Here is a 17,270-nt window from a genome sequence, read left to right as displayed (position 1 = left end):
TCATATAGGAATGAGGGGCGATCGCGTCTCAGTTAGCAGAACTCGTATAATGTAAGCAGCAAAAGATTAAAAGGAAATTTAATATGAAAGAATTAAATAAATTAGAATTGGATGGAAGTAAGAACATGGGGGCAGTTAAGACTCAGGTAAAGCTGACCAATGCCATAGATGAAGCTCTAATTAGTCGGGGGTTGCTTGCGCCTCGGCTGTTGCGTGAGTGTGAAACAGAAGCTCTAGTAGATACAGGATCGGTTTACCTAGTAATTTCAGCAGAGATGGTACAGCACCTAGGTTTACGAATTATAGGACAGCAGCTTGTTAAGTATGCTGATGGTCGTCAGGAAACCGTAGGAGTAACGGAGGCTATATTAATTGAAATTGAGGGGCGTAGGACTACCGAGGATGCTCTGGTAACAGGTGATGAAGTGTTGATTGGTCAGGTGGTTTTGGAGAAGTTAGATTTGCTTGTCGATTGTAGGAATCAGCGGTTAATCGGGAATCCCACTAATCCTAACTATCCTGTAACTTATATCAAGTTAACAGGCGGATGCTAAAAAAAAATACCCATATTCCCGACTTCTTAAAAAAGTCGGAAATCTCAAAAAAATCTGCGTTAATCTGCGTCAATCTGCCCACATCTGCGGTCACAACTTACCAACATAGAAACCCATCATAAATCTTAAGCAGCAGAAGCAGCCAGCCAAAATAAACCATCTACCAAAAGCGTGCTTAACACAGCGCCGCTGAAAGCACGCCAGTGCAGTTCTCGATCGCGCAAACTCAGCAAACCGACTGTTAGCAACACAGCGATTAAAACTAAAGCGCAACCTATGCCCCAAGGAGTTTCGATTTGACCGATCGCACTTTGAAAAATCGGCATTGCTAATTCCGGTTCCGCGTGCATCACTTGTCGCCAGTAAGGCATCAACCCAGTTAAGTAAAAATATAAATCAGTAATGGCAGTACCGAATAGCGAACCCAAGTAAAAATAGCTACCAACTTTTCCCCAAGATTTGCCCAAGCACCAAATAGCAAAAGGCAAGCCAATTGCTTCTATAGGTAGATGTAAAATTGGTTCCCATCTAAACCAGCCCCAATAGATAGAACCTGCCAGCCAGCATCCGGCAAATCCTAATAATAAATCTCCCCAAAGTTGTGTTTTGGGGCGAAAAATTAGAATTAAACTCAGAACAAACCAGGGGATAGTTGATAGCAAACTGATGGTTGGATATAGACGCACTAACGGTGCTTGCACGAAGACTGGAATTGAGACTAAAAATGCAGAGGCGCTAAATATTAACCACTGTTTGATGGTGTTTGTTGTGCCTGAAGTGACAGAATTGTCGAGGCGGGCGATGGTGGCAATAGGTGCGATCGCGGATGATACTAAATTAAGATTAAACAACTGATTGGACTCCGTATTGTTTCAATAGGTGGACTAAAAATTTTGCTGCGGTTGTGGGTGCGACAGTCTCAACGCCGGCGGCGGTTTGGCTGACGTGCCAGCCCTTTGCCGTTTGGGGAGCTCGCCATAAATCCAAATGTTCGATCGCCGGATCTGCATAAAAGCTTTCTCCACCGCCACCGAGAATTGCCGAACTCCAGTGCGTAAAGCGATCGTGGCTGATTCGGTGGATGGGAAAATTGCCCCCCAGGGGTACTCCCCAACCGTCTAAGGCAAAAAAAGCCCCGACTTTGCCGCCGAGTTGCTGCCACATCCAAGCCGCCCCGATCGCCCCGGCTACTCCTGCCGAAAAGCTGACAAATACTAGATTTTCTCCTGCCAACTCTTCGGCCCACAAAAAATGCAATATGTCAAGAGCTGAAAAAGGGGGATGTTTATGAGCGGGAAAAATCTTGACACGATCGACTATTTGCGGATTTTGCCGGGATTCTGCGTCTCCCCAAACTTCCGAAAGTCCCTCTAGGAAGCGATCGGTTAGTTTTGGGTCATGGATTCCGGGGCAAATTACCAGTCTCATCGTGCTTCAAGAAAATTAATTATGAGCTTAACATAACTTTACTTTATTGTACACCGTAATTAATTATATGCTATGCAGGGGGATAGGATGTTAAACTAATAACAGAGTCGTGTTTGAATGATATCCCCCCAAAATAAACGCTGGGAACGCTCCGAGACACCGAAACCGGAGGCAAGGTGAGGAAGTCTTAAGAAAACATAAAACTTAATGCCCTTTGTCCCAGACCCTGCGGCGTATTCTCTTGCCTTTCCTATCAGATTCCGATCCCCCCAGCCCCCCTTCTTCAGAGGGGAGAAAGAGTCTCAAAGTCCCCCTTCTTAAGGCAGGACTGTTTCATTCTCACCAAAAAACTCATCTTTATGAGGAGATGGGGGGAGAGGGGGATGGGGAGAAGGGCAGTCGGAGGGATGACTCAAAAGCTCAAAAATTAATCACTCTCTTGAAAAGGGCTTTTCTCCCCCTCTCCCCATCTCCCCATCTCCCCATCAACCGAGAATGAAACAGCCCTGCTTCTTAAGGGGGATGCGAGGGGGATCTCCGGGGAGTCTAGAAACGGGGTTTCTCTTCGCAATTCTGATTCATCCTTCCTGCGACTCTCCAAATAATTCAAATTGAGGAATACAAAGTGGTTGCTTCTCCAGAAAAAATCGATTTCAAAACATCTGCGACACCCGCAAGTAACGATCGCGTTGCTGTATTGCTGATGGGTTACGGCGAAGTCGAAAGCTACGACGATTTTGCCAACTACAACGAACAAGCTTTAAATTTGCTTACGGCAAAGTTTGCGCCAGTACCGCTTTGGATTTATCCGCCGCTGGCGAAGATTTTAGCAATCTTTGACTTGCACGAGTGGAGTCACCAACACGGTCAATTCGTTTCGCCGCACAATGCAATTTTTGAACAGCAGCGCGCCGGGATTGAAAAGAATTTACAGGAGAAATGGGGCGATAAAGTAAAAGTGTTCAAAGCTTTTAACTTTTGCGCGCCGTTTTTGCCGGAACAAGTAATTCCGCAAATTAAAGCAGAAGGATTTGACAAAATTCTGATTTATCCGCTGTTGGTAGTTGATTCTGTTTTCACCAGCGGCATTGCAGTCGAACAGGTGAATAAAGCTTTAGCACAAACCTTTGATGGTAAGGAACATTGGGTAAAAGGACAGCGCTACATTCCTTCTTTTTACGATGAACCTGCTTACATCGATTTGATGGCGCGTTTGGTTGAAGAGGAAATTAAGAACGATTTAGCTGTAGCGCATTTGCCTTCTCAGATTGGGATTGTGCTGATGAATCACGGTTGTCCGCACAAGGCGAAGGGCTTTACTTCGGGAATTGTGGAAAGTCAAGCTTTGTACGATCGCGTGCGGGAACGTTTGATGTATCGCTATCCTTTGATTTCGGTGGGTTGGCTGAATCACGACACGCCGCTGATTGAATGGACGCAGCCGGATGCGACGTTGGCTGCGAAGAATTTGATCGATCTGGGTGCAACTGCGATCGTGTTTATGCCGATCGGATTTGCCACAGAAAATCACGAAACTTTGTTAGATGTAGACCACATTATTGAGTCTTTGCAGAAACAGCGTAAAGGAGTAACTTACCGCAAATTGCCTTGCGTTAACGACCATCCAGAGTTTCTGAAAATGGCGGCAGAGTGGGCAAATCCGCAGATTGAAGCGTTGTTGAATGAGACTGCGGTTGCTGTTAATCCGAGTTTGGCTGCGGCGCACCGCGAGCACAGTCATTCTCACGGGGAACACGGGCATTCTCATGGAGATCACGGTCATTCTCACGGGCACGGGCATTCTCACGGGCACGAGCATTCTCATGGTGAACACGGTCATTCTCATTAATTGAGAGTTCAGAAACCGGGTTTTTTGCAATAATACTGCGTCGCAGCGCGCAGATTCGGTAAAAAACCCGGTTTCTTTTGTGGGAGTGGGTAATACTAAATCTTTTGTGACTTAACGTTGAGAGCGGTCATATTTAGACCAAGTTTTATAGTCAGCACTGATAATACTGCTATCAATCCTTTGATTGTTAATGAAAGTTTTCAGTGATTCGTCTAACTCAACGATGCCACCAATAAGTTGAATGGCAGGATTTCTATACTTTGTGATTTCTCCTTTTTTATTTTTAGATAAAGCCCTGCTTGGAGTCCGATCGTAGAAGTTCTGTGTCATGGTATTTTTGGTGAGTTGCGCTAATTTTTTGCTTGGGAAATGTGTGAGAAGTTGAGTTGATAATCTCTAAACTTAAGATTGTGTATACATTTGCTTCATGGCATCTAGTAGTCCTTCTTTGCCCTGTTGTTTAACTTCTTCTGGATAACTACTATTTACTAGCATATCGATTTCTTCTCCAAATCTCTGATACACGAATCGCAGCCTGTCTGCTTTTCCATCAACACGACGCATATGAACCTCACTTTTTATGTCTTGTACAATGTCTTCATAAGTTAAGCGTATATCGCGCACTCCACGCCCAATAACAATTACCAACCCTGTAACAGGACTGAATAGTGCGCTACCGATAAAGCTAAGAGCTATATCTCTTTCGACACTACTAGGTAGTATTGCCTTTCCACCCTCATTTTCATAGCGTACAGGAACGGCTTTTCCATTGATCCAAACTAGATCGTTTCCTTGACAACTCATAGTGTATATTTCCTCTGTAACTACTTGTTAGTTTGACTCAACAAAACTTACTAACCAAGAAATAACAAGCACCCAAATAATGACAGGAATCAATAAACGAGGCAAAAAAAGAGCTGTTATAATACCACAAATTATAACAGTGACTCTAACTGCGTGCCGAAGTTCCTCTGCACTCGCATAGCCAAATTTACCCTTGATATAACTTGTAGATGGCTTAACAAAGAGCCAAGGTAAAAAAGGCCAATTACTCATATTTTCGCTGATAAAATCTGCCAAAAATCGCATAAGTGCGATCGTAGGCCACACTAAAACTAGAATGCAGATAAAAGCTAGGCCAAAGTCTACCATTTTAAGATTTCCTGTCAGAGCGTGTTTTTGGGGATTTTTTAGGCGATTTTTTAGACAATTTTAACCAACCACAAAAATCAGGTATTATCCAAAAATTACGTTGCTCAGATTTTATTTGTATTTCCGCTATCCTCTTTTTAACAGATTCTTTGTAACTTTCAAACAAAGTATAAACATAGATTTCTGTTACCTCTTCTACCTGACTCGCTGGTGATTTTAGAGCATTTACAACTTCTTCACCTGTCACCTTTGCTTCTCTGATGATTTCCTCTATCTGTGTACGGGAAATTAGACCTTGAGCCAAAAGTTTATTTAGTCTTTGTCCAAGCTGAGCTTGATACTCATTTAGCTCTTGTCTAATCCGAACTGTTAGTTCTCCTAGATTGGTGTCCATTGATTTTGTCCAAGCACTACTTTATAGACTAACTGCTGATGTTAACTTGGGACTAATGCAATAACTGTAAGGATGACGAGCAGGTACAGGGTCAAATGTATTATTCGCTATAGAACCGGTTTGACATCTTTATATTCAACAATAAGACAGACAAATCAGCCGTCTGGCATCACTCCACAGCCACAAGACGATAGATCGTGTGGCGATGGTAACAAAAAAGCTGAAATCTATCTGGCATGAGGCTTGTGGCAACAACAATAGATATCAAAGGGGTTCTATAATTCAGCTAGTGCTTTGCACCCACAGCACTATTTACCTGTGCAATCATACTCAGCTATACCCTATGGTAAACCTGTTACAACATAGCGACAACTTACTAACACCTATCCAACACTACAAATTAAGCTATAATTTCACTAGAAATTTTCTAAAGAATCGCCGCAATGCCCCCTACCAACGAACAATTCACCCAAGCTGCAAACCACTGGGACTTGGAAACACTCTACACCGATCTAGCCTCCGCTAAGGGAAAGCGTCTCACACCAGTCGAAAAGCTGCACCTGCGCGGCTTGCTTTGTGGTTACAGCCCCGCCGACATAGCAAATAAACTCCATAAAAGCGTCAAAGGCGTTGAAAGTGAAATGTGTACTACTTTATATCCACACATTAAAAGTCTCGTTGGCAAAGCCAATGAAAAAGTAGAAAACTGGAGAAATATTACTGAGTGGCTTGACGAAGCTGGATATAAAACAGAGTTATTGCCTGAACCTCAAGGAAGTGATTCTTTACCTGTAGATACATGGGTAAAGATAGGCAGTATAAGTATTGAAAAAGATAAAATAATGATTATTGGTGTTTACATCCGAAATATAGCCGAAACGCTACCTTCACAACCTCCAAGAGAAGACTTAAATAACAACAACCACACTAATAACTAAGTTATGATAAAAAAGCGGCATGATGACCTTGCTTTTCCTCACATCACCTACGTGCGGGGTGCTAGTGGCGAATTAACTACCGTTTTGCGCGGTACTCGCTTGCGGGTACAAACAATAGCTATCGCAACCCAGAGATGGGGTTTATCTCCAAAAGAAATTGCGAATGAATATGATCTCAGTGAATCTCAAGTGAATGAAGCTCTCGCTTTTTATGAGGCTCACCGTCAGGAAATAGACGCCTCTATTGTCGCCGAACAAATTATCGAAGCTGCCAATGTCTAAACCGCTATTGCATCTGGATATCGATTATGACCATCAAAGAACAACTTCTCCAAACCATTGAAACACTGCCTGATGACTTGCTAGCACAAACGCTGCAATTCGTCCAAACCCTTCAACATCCCATTCACAAAACTCCAGGAACTTGTGGCGGTGCAGCGCGAATTCGCGATACCCGAATTCCCGTCTGGACGATTATCGCCTACCAACAACAGGGCGCAACTGAAGCCGAACTTCTCTATAATTATCCAGGACTCACCCTTCAAGATTTGCAAGCGGTTGCGAACTATTACGAACACAACCGAGAAGAAATCGAGCTGTGGCTTGCTGAAAATGAATAACTGCCGATGCTAAAGTTTTACTCAAAGGTAGCGACACACCCTACAGTATTGCGATCGCCCCAACCAACTTATCAATCTCCGCCTCAGTGGTAAAATAGTGAACACAAGCCCGCACACAGTCAATAGAAGGAATAGTCCTTACCATAATCCCCTGTTTTTCCCACAAAGCAACTAACTGCTGGTGCGGCATCTTATTCATCAATCGAAACGAAACTAAACCCGCTTCCGGTGGCGAAGTCCGCAAACATTCCACATCGGGAAGTTCCGACAAACGCTCCCACAGATACTTACTCAAGCGGCAAATTTCTGCATACCTTTCCTCGATCGTACCCCATTCATGTTGCAGGGCGATCGCACTCCGCAAACCCGCATACAAAGGATAAGCCGAAGTCGCAATTTCATAACGCTGCGATCCAGGCTTCCAGCCAAGGACTTTAGTATTAGGGTCCCGCGCAATTCCCCGCCAACCAATAAACACCGGATGCAAATCTGCCAAAGCTTCCGCACTCACATAAAGCCCCCCCAAACCTTCCGGGCCGCACCACCATTTATGACCAGTAAAAGCATAAAAGTCAACCCCCGACTCAATCAAATTTAAAGGCAAAACCCCCACAGATTGAGCCGCATCAACTAACACTTTCACTCCTCTTTCATGACAATCTTTCACAATCTCAGCCAGAGGCAAAACTTGGCCAGTATTCCACAAAATGTGACTGATAACCAACAAGCGAGTATTTGGCCGCAAATTATCAGCAATCACCGCCACCGGAGATCCTTCATTCAAAGTAGCCGCCAACGGACAAATCGAAACCTCAATGTTGAAACGGCGCTGAAGTTCCATTACACTAGCTACAACGCCGGGGTGTTCGCAGTCAGAAATCAGCAAATGGTCGCCTGCTTTCCAGTCAATGCCCCACAGCGCAATATTGCAGCCGACGGTGACATCTTCAGTCAGGGCGATGGTTTCAGGAGGTACTGTCAACTCAGATGCGATCGCACGTCGCGTCAGCATCGCCTCCTGAACCACCCAAGCCCCCATCTCCGCCGAAAACGGCCCCCCAAGCTGCACCCGTTTGTAAGCCTCATAAATCGCCTCTAAAGCAGGCTCAGGAAGCGGCCCTTGTCCGCCGTAGTTAAAATAAGCTTTATTGGCCAAAGCTGGGAATTGTTGCCGGTGATTGTCCTTTGTCATTTTTTTTGGGGAATTATTGATAGCGTTAATATTGAATAACTGATGGTGTGAATTTTATACCTTTTGCCTGATACTCTATGCCTTGCAAATACTAAATGTTAATAACTGACAAACTGCTACTTTCCTATCAGCGATGCCATCTCCGAGCATTTTTAGACACCTGCGGAGACTGGAAACAACTAGATCCTCCCAGCGACTTTCTGCTGAAACTGATGCGCGACAGCGCGACATACCAGCAGCAAGCTTTGGAACACGAGACTTACCAACAACCATATTATCCTAGAGGGGATTGGGAAGCTGGCGCGGCCGCTACATTGAGTTTAATGCAGCAAGGGGTCGATCGCATTTACCGAGGAGTTCTGATCCAGGGCGAATTCGGCAAAACCAACGCCCCAACAACTTCTCTGGTAAGAATTGACAGTCAATATTTCCCCGAATTTGGCGAAATTCCCGAAACTCCCGTTCATCTTTCATCCTCCAATATTCCCTCTTCAAACATTACCCTAATCAGCCGCCCCCATTTATTAATCAAACAGCCGGGACAATCAAGATTTGGCGATTGGAGTTATATTACTGCGGATATTTGGCTTAGCAAGCGACCAAAACAAGAGTATCAAATTATCGCAGCTTTTCACGCCCAAGTTTTAGCTTCCGTACAGGAAACAATGCCCGATACTGCGTGGCTGATGCTGCGAAAAAAAGGGCTGTGGCAGGTGAATCTCGACCAGCGAACTCCTCAGATGTTCGAGATTTTAGACAACTGCATTCAGATGATAGAAAATCGGGATAAACCAGAGGTGTTTATTTCCCGGCAAAAGTGCAATCTTTGCGGTTGGTATACTCTCTGTCACGCGGAAGCCGAATCTATTAAACATCTTTCCTTATTGCCGGGAGTTACTGCCAGCCGCTATGCTAGACTAAAAACTCTCGAAATTACTGATGTAGAAGCTCTCGCTAATGCTAGTTCCGAACTGCTGGCTGAGTATCCCGAATTCCCGGACAGAGTTGCTTTTGACGTGGTGCAGCAAGCTCAATCGCACTTGCTAAATCAACCGCTGTTGCGGGAGGAAGGAAGTTCGGCAACGGATTTTGTAACGGATGTAACGGATGTCAGGAAGAAGGAAGAAGGAAGAGGGAAGAAGGAAGAAGGAAGGCACGACAGGGATTTTGACACGGATACACGGAGTAACGATCGAGAAAAACGTAGAAGTGAGAATTCAGAAGAACTTAACTCATCTGAAATCGTACCAGATATTGTAGACAATATCTTGAATGACATCGCAGTTGAGGTAGTAAAAATTAGAGAAAATAAACCTGCCATATCTTCTATACCTGCGCCAATTCTCCGCAAGAAACCAATTCCGTATTCCCAATCTGTGTTTTTGCCGATCGCTCCAATAGAACTCTACTTTGATATTGAAGCGGAACCAGAGTTAAACTTGGATTACCTCCACGGAGTCTTAGTTGTTGACAGGTACAACAAGACGGAAAAATTCCACGGCTTTTTAGCAGAATCAGCAGCAGAGGAAGGTGCAATCTGGGAGCAATTTTTAGAATTAATGTGGGCTTATCCTATTGCTCCGATTTTCCATTTTTGCGACTACGAAGTCAAGACTTTTAAGCGACTGGCTAAACTTTACAATACTCCAGCTTATTTGTGGAAACCCGTGCTGAAACGGTTTGTAGATATTCACAAACAAGTGACGCAAAAAGCGATTATGCCGGTGGAAAGTTACGCACTCAAACCAATTGCCCGCTGGCTGGGTTTTGATTGGCGAGATGCTAAGGCTAATGGTGCTCAGTGCGTCTGCTGGTACGACGATTGGCTTAAAACCGGCGATCGATCGCTCTTGGAGGCGATCGTCCGCTACAATGAGGACGACTGTCGTGCTACTTATGTGGTTAAAGATTGGTTGACCAATTTTTTGCTAAATCATGAGCCGTGATTTTTAGATGTAATGAACCGCTTTCGTCGCGGCGCGAAGGAAGAAAGGGAAGAAGAAGAAGATAGGTAATAATGTATTTATTGGTAAAATGCGAAAGCTAGCAAAAGCAACTATATTTATTGTCTGTTTTTTGATGGCAGCAACTGTTGCTATTTGGGTAAACCAGTCAGCCAAATCTTTCGCCGTTACGAAAATAGATTTTATCGGCAGAGCAATATTTCCTACAGGTTCTCCGTTTCAGGGGACGGAAATTGGCGGACTTTCGGGCATTACTTATGATGCCGATAAACAAGTTTATTATGCCATTTCTGATGACCGCAGCAGCAAGGATCCGGCGCGCTTCTATACTCTCAAAATTAACTTGCAATCTGGTAAACTGGAAAAAGAGCAAATTACTTTTACTGGTGTCACTACTTTATTAGATGAAAACGGCAAAGGTTTTCCTGAATTAAGTTTAGATCCCGAAGGGATAGCTTTTACTGGCAATAGCGTGTTTGTTTCTTCTGAGGGAGATGTCGATCGCCAAATAAATCCTTTTATCAAAGAGTTCTCCCTCGATGGTAAACTCCTGAAGACGCTGGCAATTCCTGAACAGTTTTTGCCGGATGACAAAGGCAGTAAAGGCATCCGCAACAATCTCGCTTTTGAGAGTTTAACTTTAACGCCCGATCGCAAATACCTATTTACCGCTACCGAAAACGCCTTGGTACAAGATGGCACCGCAGCTTCCCTGGAAACCGGGAGTCCGTGCCGGATTTTGCGCTACGATGCGGTGAGCGGCAATCCAGAAGCGTCGTTTCTCTACATCACCGAACCGCTACCGGCTGGCGCGAATCCTGTGGGAAAATTAACTAGCAACGGTTTAGTGGATTTGTTGGCGATCGACGATCACCGCTTGCTGAGTTTAGAGCGTGCTTTCTCCCTGGAAACTGGCACAACTATCAGAATTTTTGAGATTTCTCTGGAAAAGGGCGATCGTATTGAAGCACTTGAAAGCCTCAAAAGCCGTCTCAGCGAGGTTTCTCCCGCTCAAAAACGGCTGCTGCTGGATTTGGAAACCCTGAAAATTCCCCTAGACAACATTGAGGGGTTGACATTTGGGCCGGTGTTAGGCGATGGTAGCAGAGGTCTGATTTTGGTGAGCGACAACAACTTCAGTCCCCTGCAAGAGACTCAAATTTTGGGCTTCCAAATAAAAGTTCAAAAAACCTCTTGACAAAAGGTGAAGTTATAGGCATAATAGAAATTGTGCCTGAAAAAACGGCAAAACGAGGGACAGTAGTTCAATTGGTTAGAGCACCGCCCTGTCACGGCGGAAGTTGCGGGTTCGAGCCCCGTCTGTCCCGTTCTCTCGTAAATAGAAAATGTTCAGATTGCTGAAAAAAGCTCTAGCAATTTCTTATTGATTATAAATCAATGGGTAGTTGAACATTTCACTACTCAATAAATGGGTAGAGATACTGAAGTCTCTGGATATCCTCTCAAATCAGGTGACATCTGGAGACTTTCCGTATGTCATCCGCTTACAGAAACAGCCTTGGACGCATCAAAACCAAAGCAACGGGGTTTTTTTTTGCCGTTGAGGCGGGCTGTAACGAATTATTCTCGCAAAAAAACCCGGTTTCTGACCACCCGGGAGTCCACGACTAAGAAAGAGTTGCGGAAACTTGATGTTATATTTTAGTTGTTGGTATATGAATTACCTAAATTTTAGCTACATAACGGGTTGATTAGGAGAATGCTTACCAAAACCCATTTATAGCAATCATTTGCGTAAACGATATTAGAGGAGGAGGGAAAATGCGTGACTCAGCCTTCGACGGGTTAGACGAAAAGAGCTTTTTTGACCGAGTACAAGCGAAATTTGTGGAAAAAGCACCTGATTTATCGCAATCTCTCAACATTGCGATTATCGGCAAGGTAAGTTCGGGCAAAAGCTCACTCATTAATGCTTTGTTGAAACTGAGCAGAAGAAAAGCTTTAGAAATTGCCAAGGTAGGAGCAGTTTCGGGCGTTACTAAAGATTTAACGATTCTAAAGCTTGATGAAAAGGTTTATTTAATTGACTCACCAGGTCTTGACGATGTGCGTGCAGAGAATAGTGAAGTCACCAAGAATTTTTTGAGGCATATTGATGTTGGCATATTTGTAGTAACTGGTTTCTCAGATGCTTCACAAAAGAAAAGCCTAGATGACTTGAGGCAGCATTGTGATTCATTTTTTGTCGTTCTTAACAAAATTGATGAGTGGGATGATCTCGATCCAACGGTTGTAGACGATGTAGTCAATCAGTGGAAAAACGATTTAAAGGTAGACAAGATTTATCCAACTTGTACGAAGGGTTACGATCCTAAAAGCCGTAATCCCAAGATGGATATTAGAGGAGTTTTTCCGCTACGCAGTGACATTGAGGAATTTCTTGAAAAAAAGGGAAAAGACCTGCTGCTAGCAAGACACATGGCTGAAAAGCAGTCTTATGCAGTCAAAATAATTGCGGTAGCTTTGATAGCAGTAGCAGGTCAAGCATTTATTCCGGGCAGCGCAGCATTTATTACCGCAACACAGGCAGTTGCCATAGGGTCTTTGTATTACTTATACACTGGCAAACTTTTGTCTCCTCAAGCTGCGCTTGCTATTTTGCCAACATTTTTAGATGAAACAGTGAGTTCCAGCCTCTTTTTGTTTGTTAAATCCTTTATTCCACCTACAGGTATTCTTGATGTGGCGGCGGCTGGGGTTGCAGTTATTCTCACTCTTGCAGTATTGGCAACCGTTAATTATATTCTTTCTAGTGATGCTAAGCTTGAGCAGGAAGAGCTTCTACGTTCAAAATTTAGAAGCTACCATAAACAAGCTAAAGATGTGTTGAGGGATTTAGCATTGACGGACATACGCGATCTGCGCGATCTGTCTGAATGGAAAGTGCTTGTTAGCAAATTTTTGGGTGGTCTCTAGTTTCCGCCTAGTCCAGCGCGAAGGTGTGGCACTCACTCCACCCCCATCAACGACTCCTAATATTCCTTGCCCTTTCCTAGAACTCTCCTAACAAGTTCCGCAAACTCTTTGCCTATAATTAAATTTAAACATCGACTCCCAGCAGCGCTCAAAGGTGTGGAATAATAAACGGTCGGGCTATCTGATATGTCAAAACTAGGACGATGGGCACCAGAATCGGAATCGCAACTAGCAATCCCCATTTGCCAAACCTAAGTTTTTGACCGTCCGATTTGAACAGGAAAATCACAGCGGCAATTCCCATCAGTACCCAGAGGCCGCCGAAGCCCATGAAAACTGTATAACCTGCATCTTGCATTTTCTTTCCCGCTTTTAATAGTAGTCAATCTTTTCTGTTTATGCTGACATTTTGTGATAGACCGATCGCACGTATTAAATATGACTCATTTTGAGTTGGGTTGGCAGCGGCCCTGACTTTCGCACTCGATCCGCACAGTTCGTGAGCTCATAATAGTTGCTAAATCCGGCCTTCCCGTCAGCTTCAGCCGCCAGTCTGCCCAAATTTCGTACAGCCAATTGGCGATCGCCCCGATCACTGGTAATTTAGTAACTGCATAAATCCATCCCATACCTAAAATCTCGTAGGTGCGACGAAAAACCTCCACATTTTTAACCGTAGTACCGTCGGGTAATATGGCGTGAATCCGACCCATCGCCGTTTCGTAGTCGATTCCGCCGTGGGCCTCCGGGTTGTAGCCATCATCCGCGATATCCACAAACGACACTAAACCTCGCCCCGCGTCCTGTTTTTTCAAGAAATTAACCTCCCGCACGCACAGAGGACATTCACCGTCGTACAGTAACTCTATCTGCCAAGCAGGCGCAACAGATTCGGGTGAGGGCGCAACAGATTCGGAAAACTCAGTTTTAGCAGCAGACATAGGGAAATATATTTTAATGTCGTCGATCGCACACAAACATTTTACAAGCATCAATAGTTATCAGGTGCGCCTTGGGTACTCCTAAAGCAGTTATTTGTGGTGTGAAAAATAGTCCCAAAGGTGAATCCAGTCTTGACCACCCGCAAGCTATTATCATCAAGATGCCCTCTCCTGCCATGCCGGAGACTTTCACCCGATCGCCCGATAGTCGAATATCAAACAAATCGAGGCAAAGCACCTGCCAAGCACAACTGTTGATTTGGCAACAAAATATAATAAAATTTAAAGTCTTAAACATCAGCTATTCCCCCAACCAGCAAATCGCCCAATCTAAAAGCAAAAATCTACATGAATGTCAGAGTCCGTCTAGCCCCCAGTCCCACCGGAAACCTACACATCGGTACTGCCAGAACCGCCGTATTCAACTGGCTGTTTGCCCGCAACCAAGGCGGCACATTCATCCTGCGGGTAGAAGACACAGACGTAGAACGTTCTAAAAGCGAATACACCGATAACATCCTCGAAGGACTCACCTGGCTGGGTATGAACTGGGACGAAGGCCCGAGTTTTCAGTCGCAGCGTCTGGAAATATACCGCCAAACAGTCCAAACCCTGCTAGACAAAGGACTCGCTTACCGCTGCTACACCACGCCGGAAGAACTAGACCAGATGCGGGAAGAACAAAAAGCCAACAAACAGGCCCCCCGCTACGATAACCGCCACCGCAACCTGACTCCCGAACAGCGAGAAGCTTTTGAAGCCGAAGGGCGGCAAGCCGTGATTCGGTTTATCATTGAGGACGATCGCACTATCTCTTGGAAGGACACGGTACGCGATACCGTAACCTGGAAAGGTAGCGACCTCGGCGGCGATATGGTAATTGCCCGTGCATCCAGCGGTGGCGTTATCGGCCAACCCCTCTACAACCTCGCCGTAGTCGCAGATGACATCGACATGGGCATCACCCACGTCATCCGCGGCGAAGATCACATCGGCAATACTCCGAAACAAATATTGCTTTACGAAGCTTTGGGCGCGACAATCCCAGAATTTGCCCACACGCCGCTGATTTTAAACTCGCAAGGGCAAAAGCTTTCTAAACGCGACGGCGTAACCTCGATTTCTGACTTCAAAGATATGGGTTACGTCCCCGAAGCTTTAGTTAATTACATGACTTTGCTGGGCTGGACTCCGCCGGACTCCACGCAAGAGATATTTACACTCTCCGAAGCTGCAGCAGTATTTACATTCGATCGAGTCAACAAAGCCGGTGCAAAATTTGATTGGGATAAACTCAATTGGCTTAACAGTCAATACCTGCACAAAATGCCAGTGCCGCAATTGACAGATTTGCTGATACCTTATTGGTGGCAGAAAGGCGGTTATGAGTTTGACTTGGAGGCAGACCGCCCCTGGCTCGAACAAATAGCTGCTTTAATCGGCCCGAGTCTCGTTCGCTTAACCGATGCTGTGGATATGTGTAAGGTATTCTTCTCCACCACCGTGGAATACGAAGAAGAAGCACTCGCACAGTTGCAGCAAACAGGGGCTGCACAGGCTTTACAAGCAGTTGTAGAAGCGATGGAAAGTCATTCATCCCTGACATCAGCGGAAGCTCAGAAAATCACTAAAAAGCTCAGTAAAGAGAAAAATCTTAACAAAGGGCTAATTATGCGATCGCTCAGAGCCGCTCTGACAGGTGCAATGCACGGCCCCGACCTGATAGAATCTTGGGTAATCCTTCACCAGCGAGGAACGGCTAAAACCCGTTTGCTTGATGCCATTAGTAGCTTGAATTTGCCGGCTGTTGGTGTCGCGGCCGAAACTCCTACCCCAGAACAACTAAAGGCAGAAACAGTCGCCGAAACTCCTGCTACAGAACAGCCAGCAGTCGCAACACCGATTGTTGAAACAGCAGTGGCCGAGGTGACAGCAGTCGAAATACCGGCTCCGGAAACAGTCGCAGCGTCGGTTTCAGCAGTCGAAATACCGGCGGCCGAAATAGTCGGAACGGAGGTCGCAGCAGTCGAAATATCGCCTGTGGAAACAGTCGGCACCGAGGTTTCAGCAGTCGATATTTCGGCAGTTGAAACAGCCGCAGCAGCAGTTGAAATACCTGCCGCCAACCAGCAAAAAACTATTGCGAGTGGAGAAATGACTTCATCAAACGAACCAGAAACAACCGTTATCATCACCGACATTCCTGCCGGAAATGAAGCAGACAGTTCGATCGGTACAACAAAAGTCATAATTACCGAAGAACCGCCAAGTCAGGCCCAGCAGATCAAAGAACAAATTATCGCAATTTTGTCCGAGTTTCCCGCTTACATCGGCAGCTTTTACGAACAGTACAAAAGTCCCCTGACTGTTGTAGGTGTAATTTTAGCCTCGATTATCTCTTTGAAAGTGCTTTTGGGCATAGTAGACGAACTCAACGACATCCCCCTGCTAGCACCCACATTTGAGCTAATTGGTATCGGATACACCGTGTGGTTTGTCTACCGCTATTTGCTGCGATCGTCCAACCGGCAACAATTAGCTCAAGAAATTCAAGCCTTGAAAGAACAAATTTTAGGCAAAAAATCCTAAACTCTTGCTGTAATTTGTTGAATTTGTACCCGACACTGACAACTTTAAATAAGTTGTTAGTGTCGGGTTTCTAAATGACTAATGACTAATGATATTAATTCCGGTAGCATCGGAATATAGCAATCCTAAATCATTTGCATAATTATTGTAGGGGCAATCCCCCCGTGGTTCCCCGATAGATAGGGGGTAGGCAAAGAAAGGCACTACCCTACAAATTTATCTGAATCATTTAGGATCGCGAATTAAATAATTTACACATATTTCTGGCCCATCCCACAAGAACAATAAATTGTAAGTTATTTAATTCTCATTCCTTAGTAGGATTGCTATAGTAAAATCCAGCCAACAGTCAACCGCAGATGGTGCAACCGGAATCTATCTAATTCATCTGCGTTAATCTGTGTTAATCTGCCCTCATCCGCAGTCAAAAAAAGAGAATGTATTAACCGCAGATGATAAGGGATTGACGCACATTTACGCAGATGAAGATCGCGGAGATAGGAATAATTCCGATGCTAACATACAGCAGATTCCACATTCATGAAGTACACCCGCCTATCGTGAGCTTCCCCGTAGGGACACGGCACGGCGCCGTGTCCCTACACTTCACAAACCTGGAATACGCTGTATTTGATCTGGGGGGGTGACAACCCGCGCCAAACCCAGAGAGCGTAAAGATTTAACCCACTTGTGCTAAAAAAAGATAGGCAGC

At 44.9% G+C, this 17,270-nt stretch carries 19 protein-coding genes, 1 tRNA gene and 1 pseudogene; 11 read left to right on the top strand and 10 right to left on the bottom strand.

All coding sequences use genetic code 11. The annotated features are described in order from the left end of the window. Positions 1-83 precede the first annotated feature (83 nt). Complete coding sequence (locus QUA99_RS18095) at positions 84-554, top strand: aspartyl protease family protein (RefSeq protein ID WP_333239437.1); 471 nt, start codon at positions 84-86, stop codon at positions 552-554. Positions 555-679: 125 nt separating this feature from the next. Here QUA99_RS18095 and QUA99_RS18090 read toward each other — a convergent pair whose 3' ends face one another. Together QUA99_RS18090 and QUA99_RS18085 are read right to left on the bottom strand one after the other, a co-directional pair. Continuing rightward, the gene (locus tag QUA99_RS18090) at positions 680-1,405 is read right to left on the bottom strand and encodes a DUF3120 domain-containing protein (RefSeq protein ID WP_333239439.1); all 726 of its coding nucleotides are present in this window, start codon (positions 1,403-1,405) and stop codon (positions 680-682) included. After that, a complete protein-coding gene (locus QUA99_RS18085; protein WP_333239441.1) occupies positions 1,398-1,982 on the bottom strand; it encodes a hypothetical protein in 585 nt (194 codons plus the stop codon). Before QUA99_RS18085 ends, QUA99_RS18090 begins: the two co-directional genes overlap by 8 nt. Before the next feature lie 625 nt (positions 1,983-2,607). On the opposite strand from QUA99_RS18085, the gene QUA99_RS18080 reads away from it, so the two are divergent. Next, positions 2,608-3,831 (top strand): ferrochelatase, encoded by a 1,224-nt coding sequence (locus QUA99_RS18080; protein ID WP_333239443.1) that lies wholly within the window; start codon positions 2,608-2,610, stop codon positions 3,829-3,831. A gap of 111 nt (positions 3,832-3,942) precedes the next feature. On the opposite strand, the gene QUA99_RS18075 is transcribed toward QUA99_RS18080, so the two are convergent. From QUA99_RS18075 to QUA99_RS18060, 4 genes are all read right to left on the bottom strand, one after another. Next, on the bottom strand, positions 3,943-4,161 hold the full coding sequence (locus QUA99_RS18075) for a hypothetical protein (protein ID WP_333239445.1): 219 nt from the start codon (positions 4,159-4,161) through the stop codon (positions 3,943-3,945). A 72-nt stretch (positions 4,162-4,233) separates the two neighbouring features. Continuing rightward, the gene (locus tag QUA99_RS18070) at positions 4,234-4,635 is read right to left on the bottom strand and encodes a hypothetical protein (RefSeq protein WP_333239447.1); all 402 of its coding nucleotides are present in this window, start codon (positions 4,633-4,635) and stop codon (positions 4,234-4,236) included. Between the two features lie 27 nt (positions 4,636-4,662). Beyond that, positions 4,663-4,983, bottom strand: a complete 321-nt coding sequence (locus tag QUA99_RS18065) for a hypothetical protein (RefSeq protein ID WP_333239449.1) — start codon at positions 4,981-4,983, stop codon at positions 4,663-4,665. A 1-nt stretch (position 4,984) separates the two neighbouring features. Continuing rightward, entirely contained in the window at positions 4,985-5,377 is a 393-nt protein-coding gene (locus QUA99_RS18060) for a hypothetical protein (protein ID WP_333239451.1), read from the bottom strand. A 443-nt stretch (positions 5,378-5,820) separates the two neighbouring features. Between QUA99_RS18060 and QUA99_RS18055 the strand changes: the two genes are divergently transcribed. Genes QUA99_RS18055 through QUA99_RS18045 form a run of 3 tightly spaced genes read left to right on the top strand, consistent with a single transcriptional unit; the run spans position 5,821 to position 6,935 of the window. Next, positions 5,821-6,315, top strand: coding sequence for a helix-turn-helix domain-containing protein (locus QUA99_RS18055; RefSeq protein ID WP_333239453.1), 495 nt, complete (start codon positions 5,821-5,823; stop codon positions 6,313-6,315). Positions 6,316-6,318: 3 nt separating this feature from the next. Next, positions 6,319-6,597: a DUF433 domain-containing protein gene (locus tag QUA99_RS18050; protein WP_333239455.1), complete on the top strand. Its 279-nt coding sequence runs from the start codon at positions 6,319-6,321 to the stop codon at positions 6,595-6,597. 26 nt (positions 6,598-6,623) lie between these two features. Beyond that, complete coding sequence (locus tag QUA99_RS18045) at positions 6,624-6,935, top strand: DUF433 domain-containing protein (RefSeq protein ID WP_333239456.1); 312 nt, start codon at positions 6,624-6,626, stop codon at positions 6,933-6,935. A 40-nt stretch (positions 6,936-6,975) separates the two neighbouring features. Here the strand turns inward: QUA99_RS18045 and QUA99_RS18040 are convergent, their stop codons facing one another. Then, positions 6,976-8,127: an aminotransferase class V-fold PLP-dependent enzyme gene (locus tag QUA99_RS18040; RefSeq protein WP_333239458.1), complete on the bottom strand. Its 1,152-nt coding sequence runs from the start codon at positions 8,125-8,127 to the stop codon at positions 6,976-6,978. A gap of 95 nt (positions 8,128-8,222) precedes the next feature. Between QUA99_RS18040 and QUA99_RS18035 the strand changes: the two genes are divergently transcribed. From QUA99_RS18035 to QUA99_RS18020, 4 genes are all read left to right on the top strand, one after another. After that, positions 8,223-10,073: a TM0106 family RecB-like putative nuclease gene (locus QUA99_RS18035; protein ID WP_333239460.1), complete on the top strand. Its 1,851-nt coding sequence runs from the start codon at positions 8,223-8,225 to the stop codon at positions 10,071-10,073. Between the two features lie 88 nt (positions 10,074-10,161). After that, complete coding sequence (locus QUA99_RS18030) at positions 10,162-11,289, top strand: esterase-like activity of phytase family protein (RefSeq protein ID WP_333239462.1); 1,128 nt, start codon at positions 10,162-10,164, stop codon at positions 11,287-11,289. A 56-nt stretch (positions 11,290-11,345) separates the two neighbouring features. Continuing rightward, positions 11,346-11,419, top strand: a tRNA-Asp gene (locus QUA99_RS18025). A 454-nt stretch (positions 11,420-11,873) separates the two neighbouring features. Further along, the gene (locus QUA99_RS18020) at positions 11,874-13,028 is read left to right on the top strand and encodes a GTPase (protein WP_333460389.1); all 1,155 of its coding nucleotides are present in this window, start codon (positions 11,874-11,876) and stop codon (positions 13,026-13,028) included. Between the two features lie 148 nt (positions 13,029-13,176). Here QUA99_RS18020 and QUA99_RS18015 read toward each other — a convergent pair whose 3' ends face one another. From QUA99_RS18015 to QUA99_RS18005, 3 genes are all read right to left on the bottom strand, one after another. Continuing rightward, the gene (locus tag QUA99_RS18015; RefSeq protein ID WP_333239466.1) at positions 13,177-13,386 is read right to left on the bottom strand and encodes a hypothetical protein; all 210 of its coding nucleotides are present in this window, start codon (positions 13,384-13,386) and stop codon (positions 13,177-13,179) included. An 85-nt stretch (positions 13,387-13,471) separates the two neighbouring features. Beyond that, the gene (locus QUA99_RS18010) at positions 13,472-13,969 is read right to left on the bottom strand and encodes a DUF393 domain-containing protein (RefSeq protein WP_333239468.1); all 498 of its coding nucleotides are present in this window, start codon (positions 13,967-13,969) and stop codon (positions 13,472-13,474) included. Positions 13,970-13,982: 13 nt separating this feature from the next. Next, complete coding sequence (locus tag QUA99_RS18005) at positions 13,983-14,267, bottom strand: hypothetical protein (RefSeq protein WP_333239469.1); 285 nt, start codon at positions 14,265-14,267, stop codon at positions 13,983-13,985. A gap of 50 nt (positions 14,268-14,317) precedes the next feature. On the opposite strand from QUA99_RS18005, the pseudogene gltX reads away from it, so the two are divergent. Next, positions 14,318-15,760: pseudogene (gene gltX / locus QUA99_RS18000) on the top strand (glutamate--tRNA ligase); the annotation flags it as partial. A gap of 363 nt (positions 15,761-16,123) precedes the next feature. Next, positions 16,124-16,558 carry a CAAD domain-containing protein gene (locus tag QUA99_RS17995; RefSeq protein WP_333239471.1) on the top strand — a complete coding sequence of 145 codons (435 nt, stop codon included), beginning with the start codon at positions 16,124-16,126 and terminating at the stop codon, positions 16,556-16,558. Positions 16,559-17,270 lie beyond the last annotated feature (712 nt).

The organism is Microcoleus sp. F10-B2 (genome assembly GCF_036704965.1).
GTDB lineage: Bacteria > Cyanobacteriota > Cyanobacteriia > Cyanobacteriales > Microcoleaceae > Microcoleus.
Note: the sequence above shows the minus strand (reverse complement) of the source record. Positions and strands in the feature narration are given on the sequence as shown.

What these genes read in the sequence shown, in the direction of transcription:
- QUA99_RS18010 (WP_333239468.1), bottom strand. Translation starts at nt 13,969, where the DNA reads ATGTCTGCTGCTAAAACTGAGTTTTCCGAATCTGTTGCGCCCTCACCC.
- QUA99_RS18075 (WP_333239445.1), bottom strand. Translation starts at nt 4,161, where the DNA reads ATGACACAGAACTTCTACGATCGGACTCCAAGCAGGGCTTTATCTAAA.
- QUA99_RS18050 (WP_333239455.1), top strand. Translation starts at nt 6,319, where the DNA reads ATGATAAAAAAGCGGCATGATGACCTTGCTTTTCCTCACATCACCTAC.
- QUA99_RS18030 (WP_333239462.1), top strand. Translation starts at nt 10,162, where the DNA reads ATGCGAAAGCTAGCAAAAGCAACTATATTTATTGTCTGTTTTTTGATG.
- QUA99_RS18095 (WP_333239437.1), top strand. Translation starts at nt 84, where the DNA reads ATGAAAGAATTAAATAAATTAGAATTGGATGGAAGTAAGAACATGGGG.
- QUA99_RS18085 (WP_333239441.1), bottom strand. Translation starts at nt 1,982, where the DNA reads ATGAGACTGGTAATTTGCCCCGGAATCCATGACCCAAAACTAACCGAT.
- QUA99_RS18040 (WP_333239458.1), bottom strand. Translation starts at nt 8,127, where the DNA reads ATGACAAAGGACAATCACCGGCAACAATTCCCAGCTTTGGCCAATAAA.
- QUA99_RS18045 (WP_333239456.1), top strand. Translation starts at nt 6,624, where the DNA reads ATGACCATCAAAGAACAACTTCTCCAAACCATTGAAACACTGCCTGAT.
- QUA99_RS17995 (WP_333239471.1), top strand. Translation starts at nt 16,124, where the DNA reads ATGACTTCATCAAACGAACCAGAAACAACCGTTATCATCACCGACATT.
- QUA99_RS18060 (WP_333239451.1), bottom strand. Translation starts at nt 5,377, where the DNA reads ATGGACACCAATCTAGGAGAACTAACAGTTCGGATTAGACAAGAGCTA.
- QUA99_RS18015 (WP_333239466.1), bottom strand. Translation starts at nt 13,386, where the DNA reads ATGCAAGATGCAGGTTATACAGTTTTCATGGGCTTCGGCGGCCTCTGG.
- QUA99_RS18065 (WP_333239449.1), bottom strand. Translation starts at nt 4,983, where the DNA reads ATGGTAGACTTTGGCCTAGCTTTTATCTGCATTCTAGTTTTAGTGTGG.
- QUA99_RS18070 (WP_333239447.1), bottom strand. Translation starts at nt 4,635, where the DNA reads ATGAGTTGTCAAGGAAACGATCTAGTTTGGATCAATGGAAAAGCCGTT.
- QUA99_RS18035 (WP_333239460.1), top strand. Translation starts at nt 8,223, where the DNA reads ATGTTAATAACTGACAAACTGCTACTTTCCTATCAGCGATGCCATCTC.
- QUA99_RS18020 (WP_333460389.1), top strand. Translation starts at nt 11,874, where the DNA reads ATGCGTGACTCAGCCTTCGACGGGTTAGACGAAAAGAGCTTTTTTGAC.
- QUA99_RS18005 (WP_333239469.1), bottom strand. Translation starts at nt 14,267, where the DNA reads ATGTTTAAGACTTTAAATTTTATTATATTTTGTTGCCAAATCAACAGT.
- QUA99_RS18055 (WP_333239453.1), top strand. Translation starts at nt 5,821, where the DNA reads ATGCCCCCTACCAACGAACAATTCACCCAAGCTGCAAACCACTGGGAC.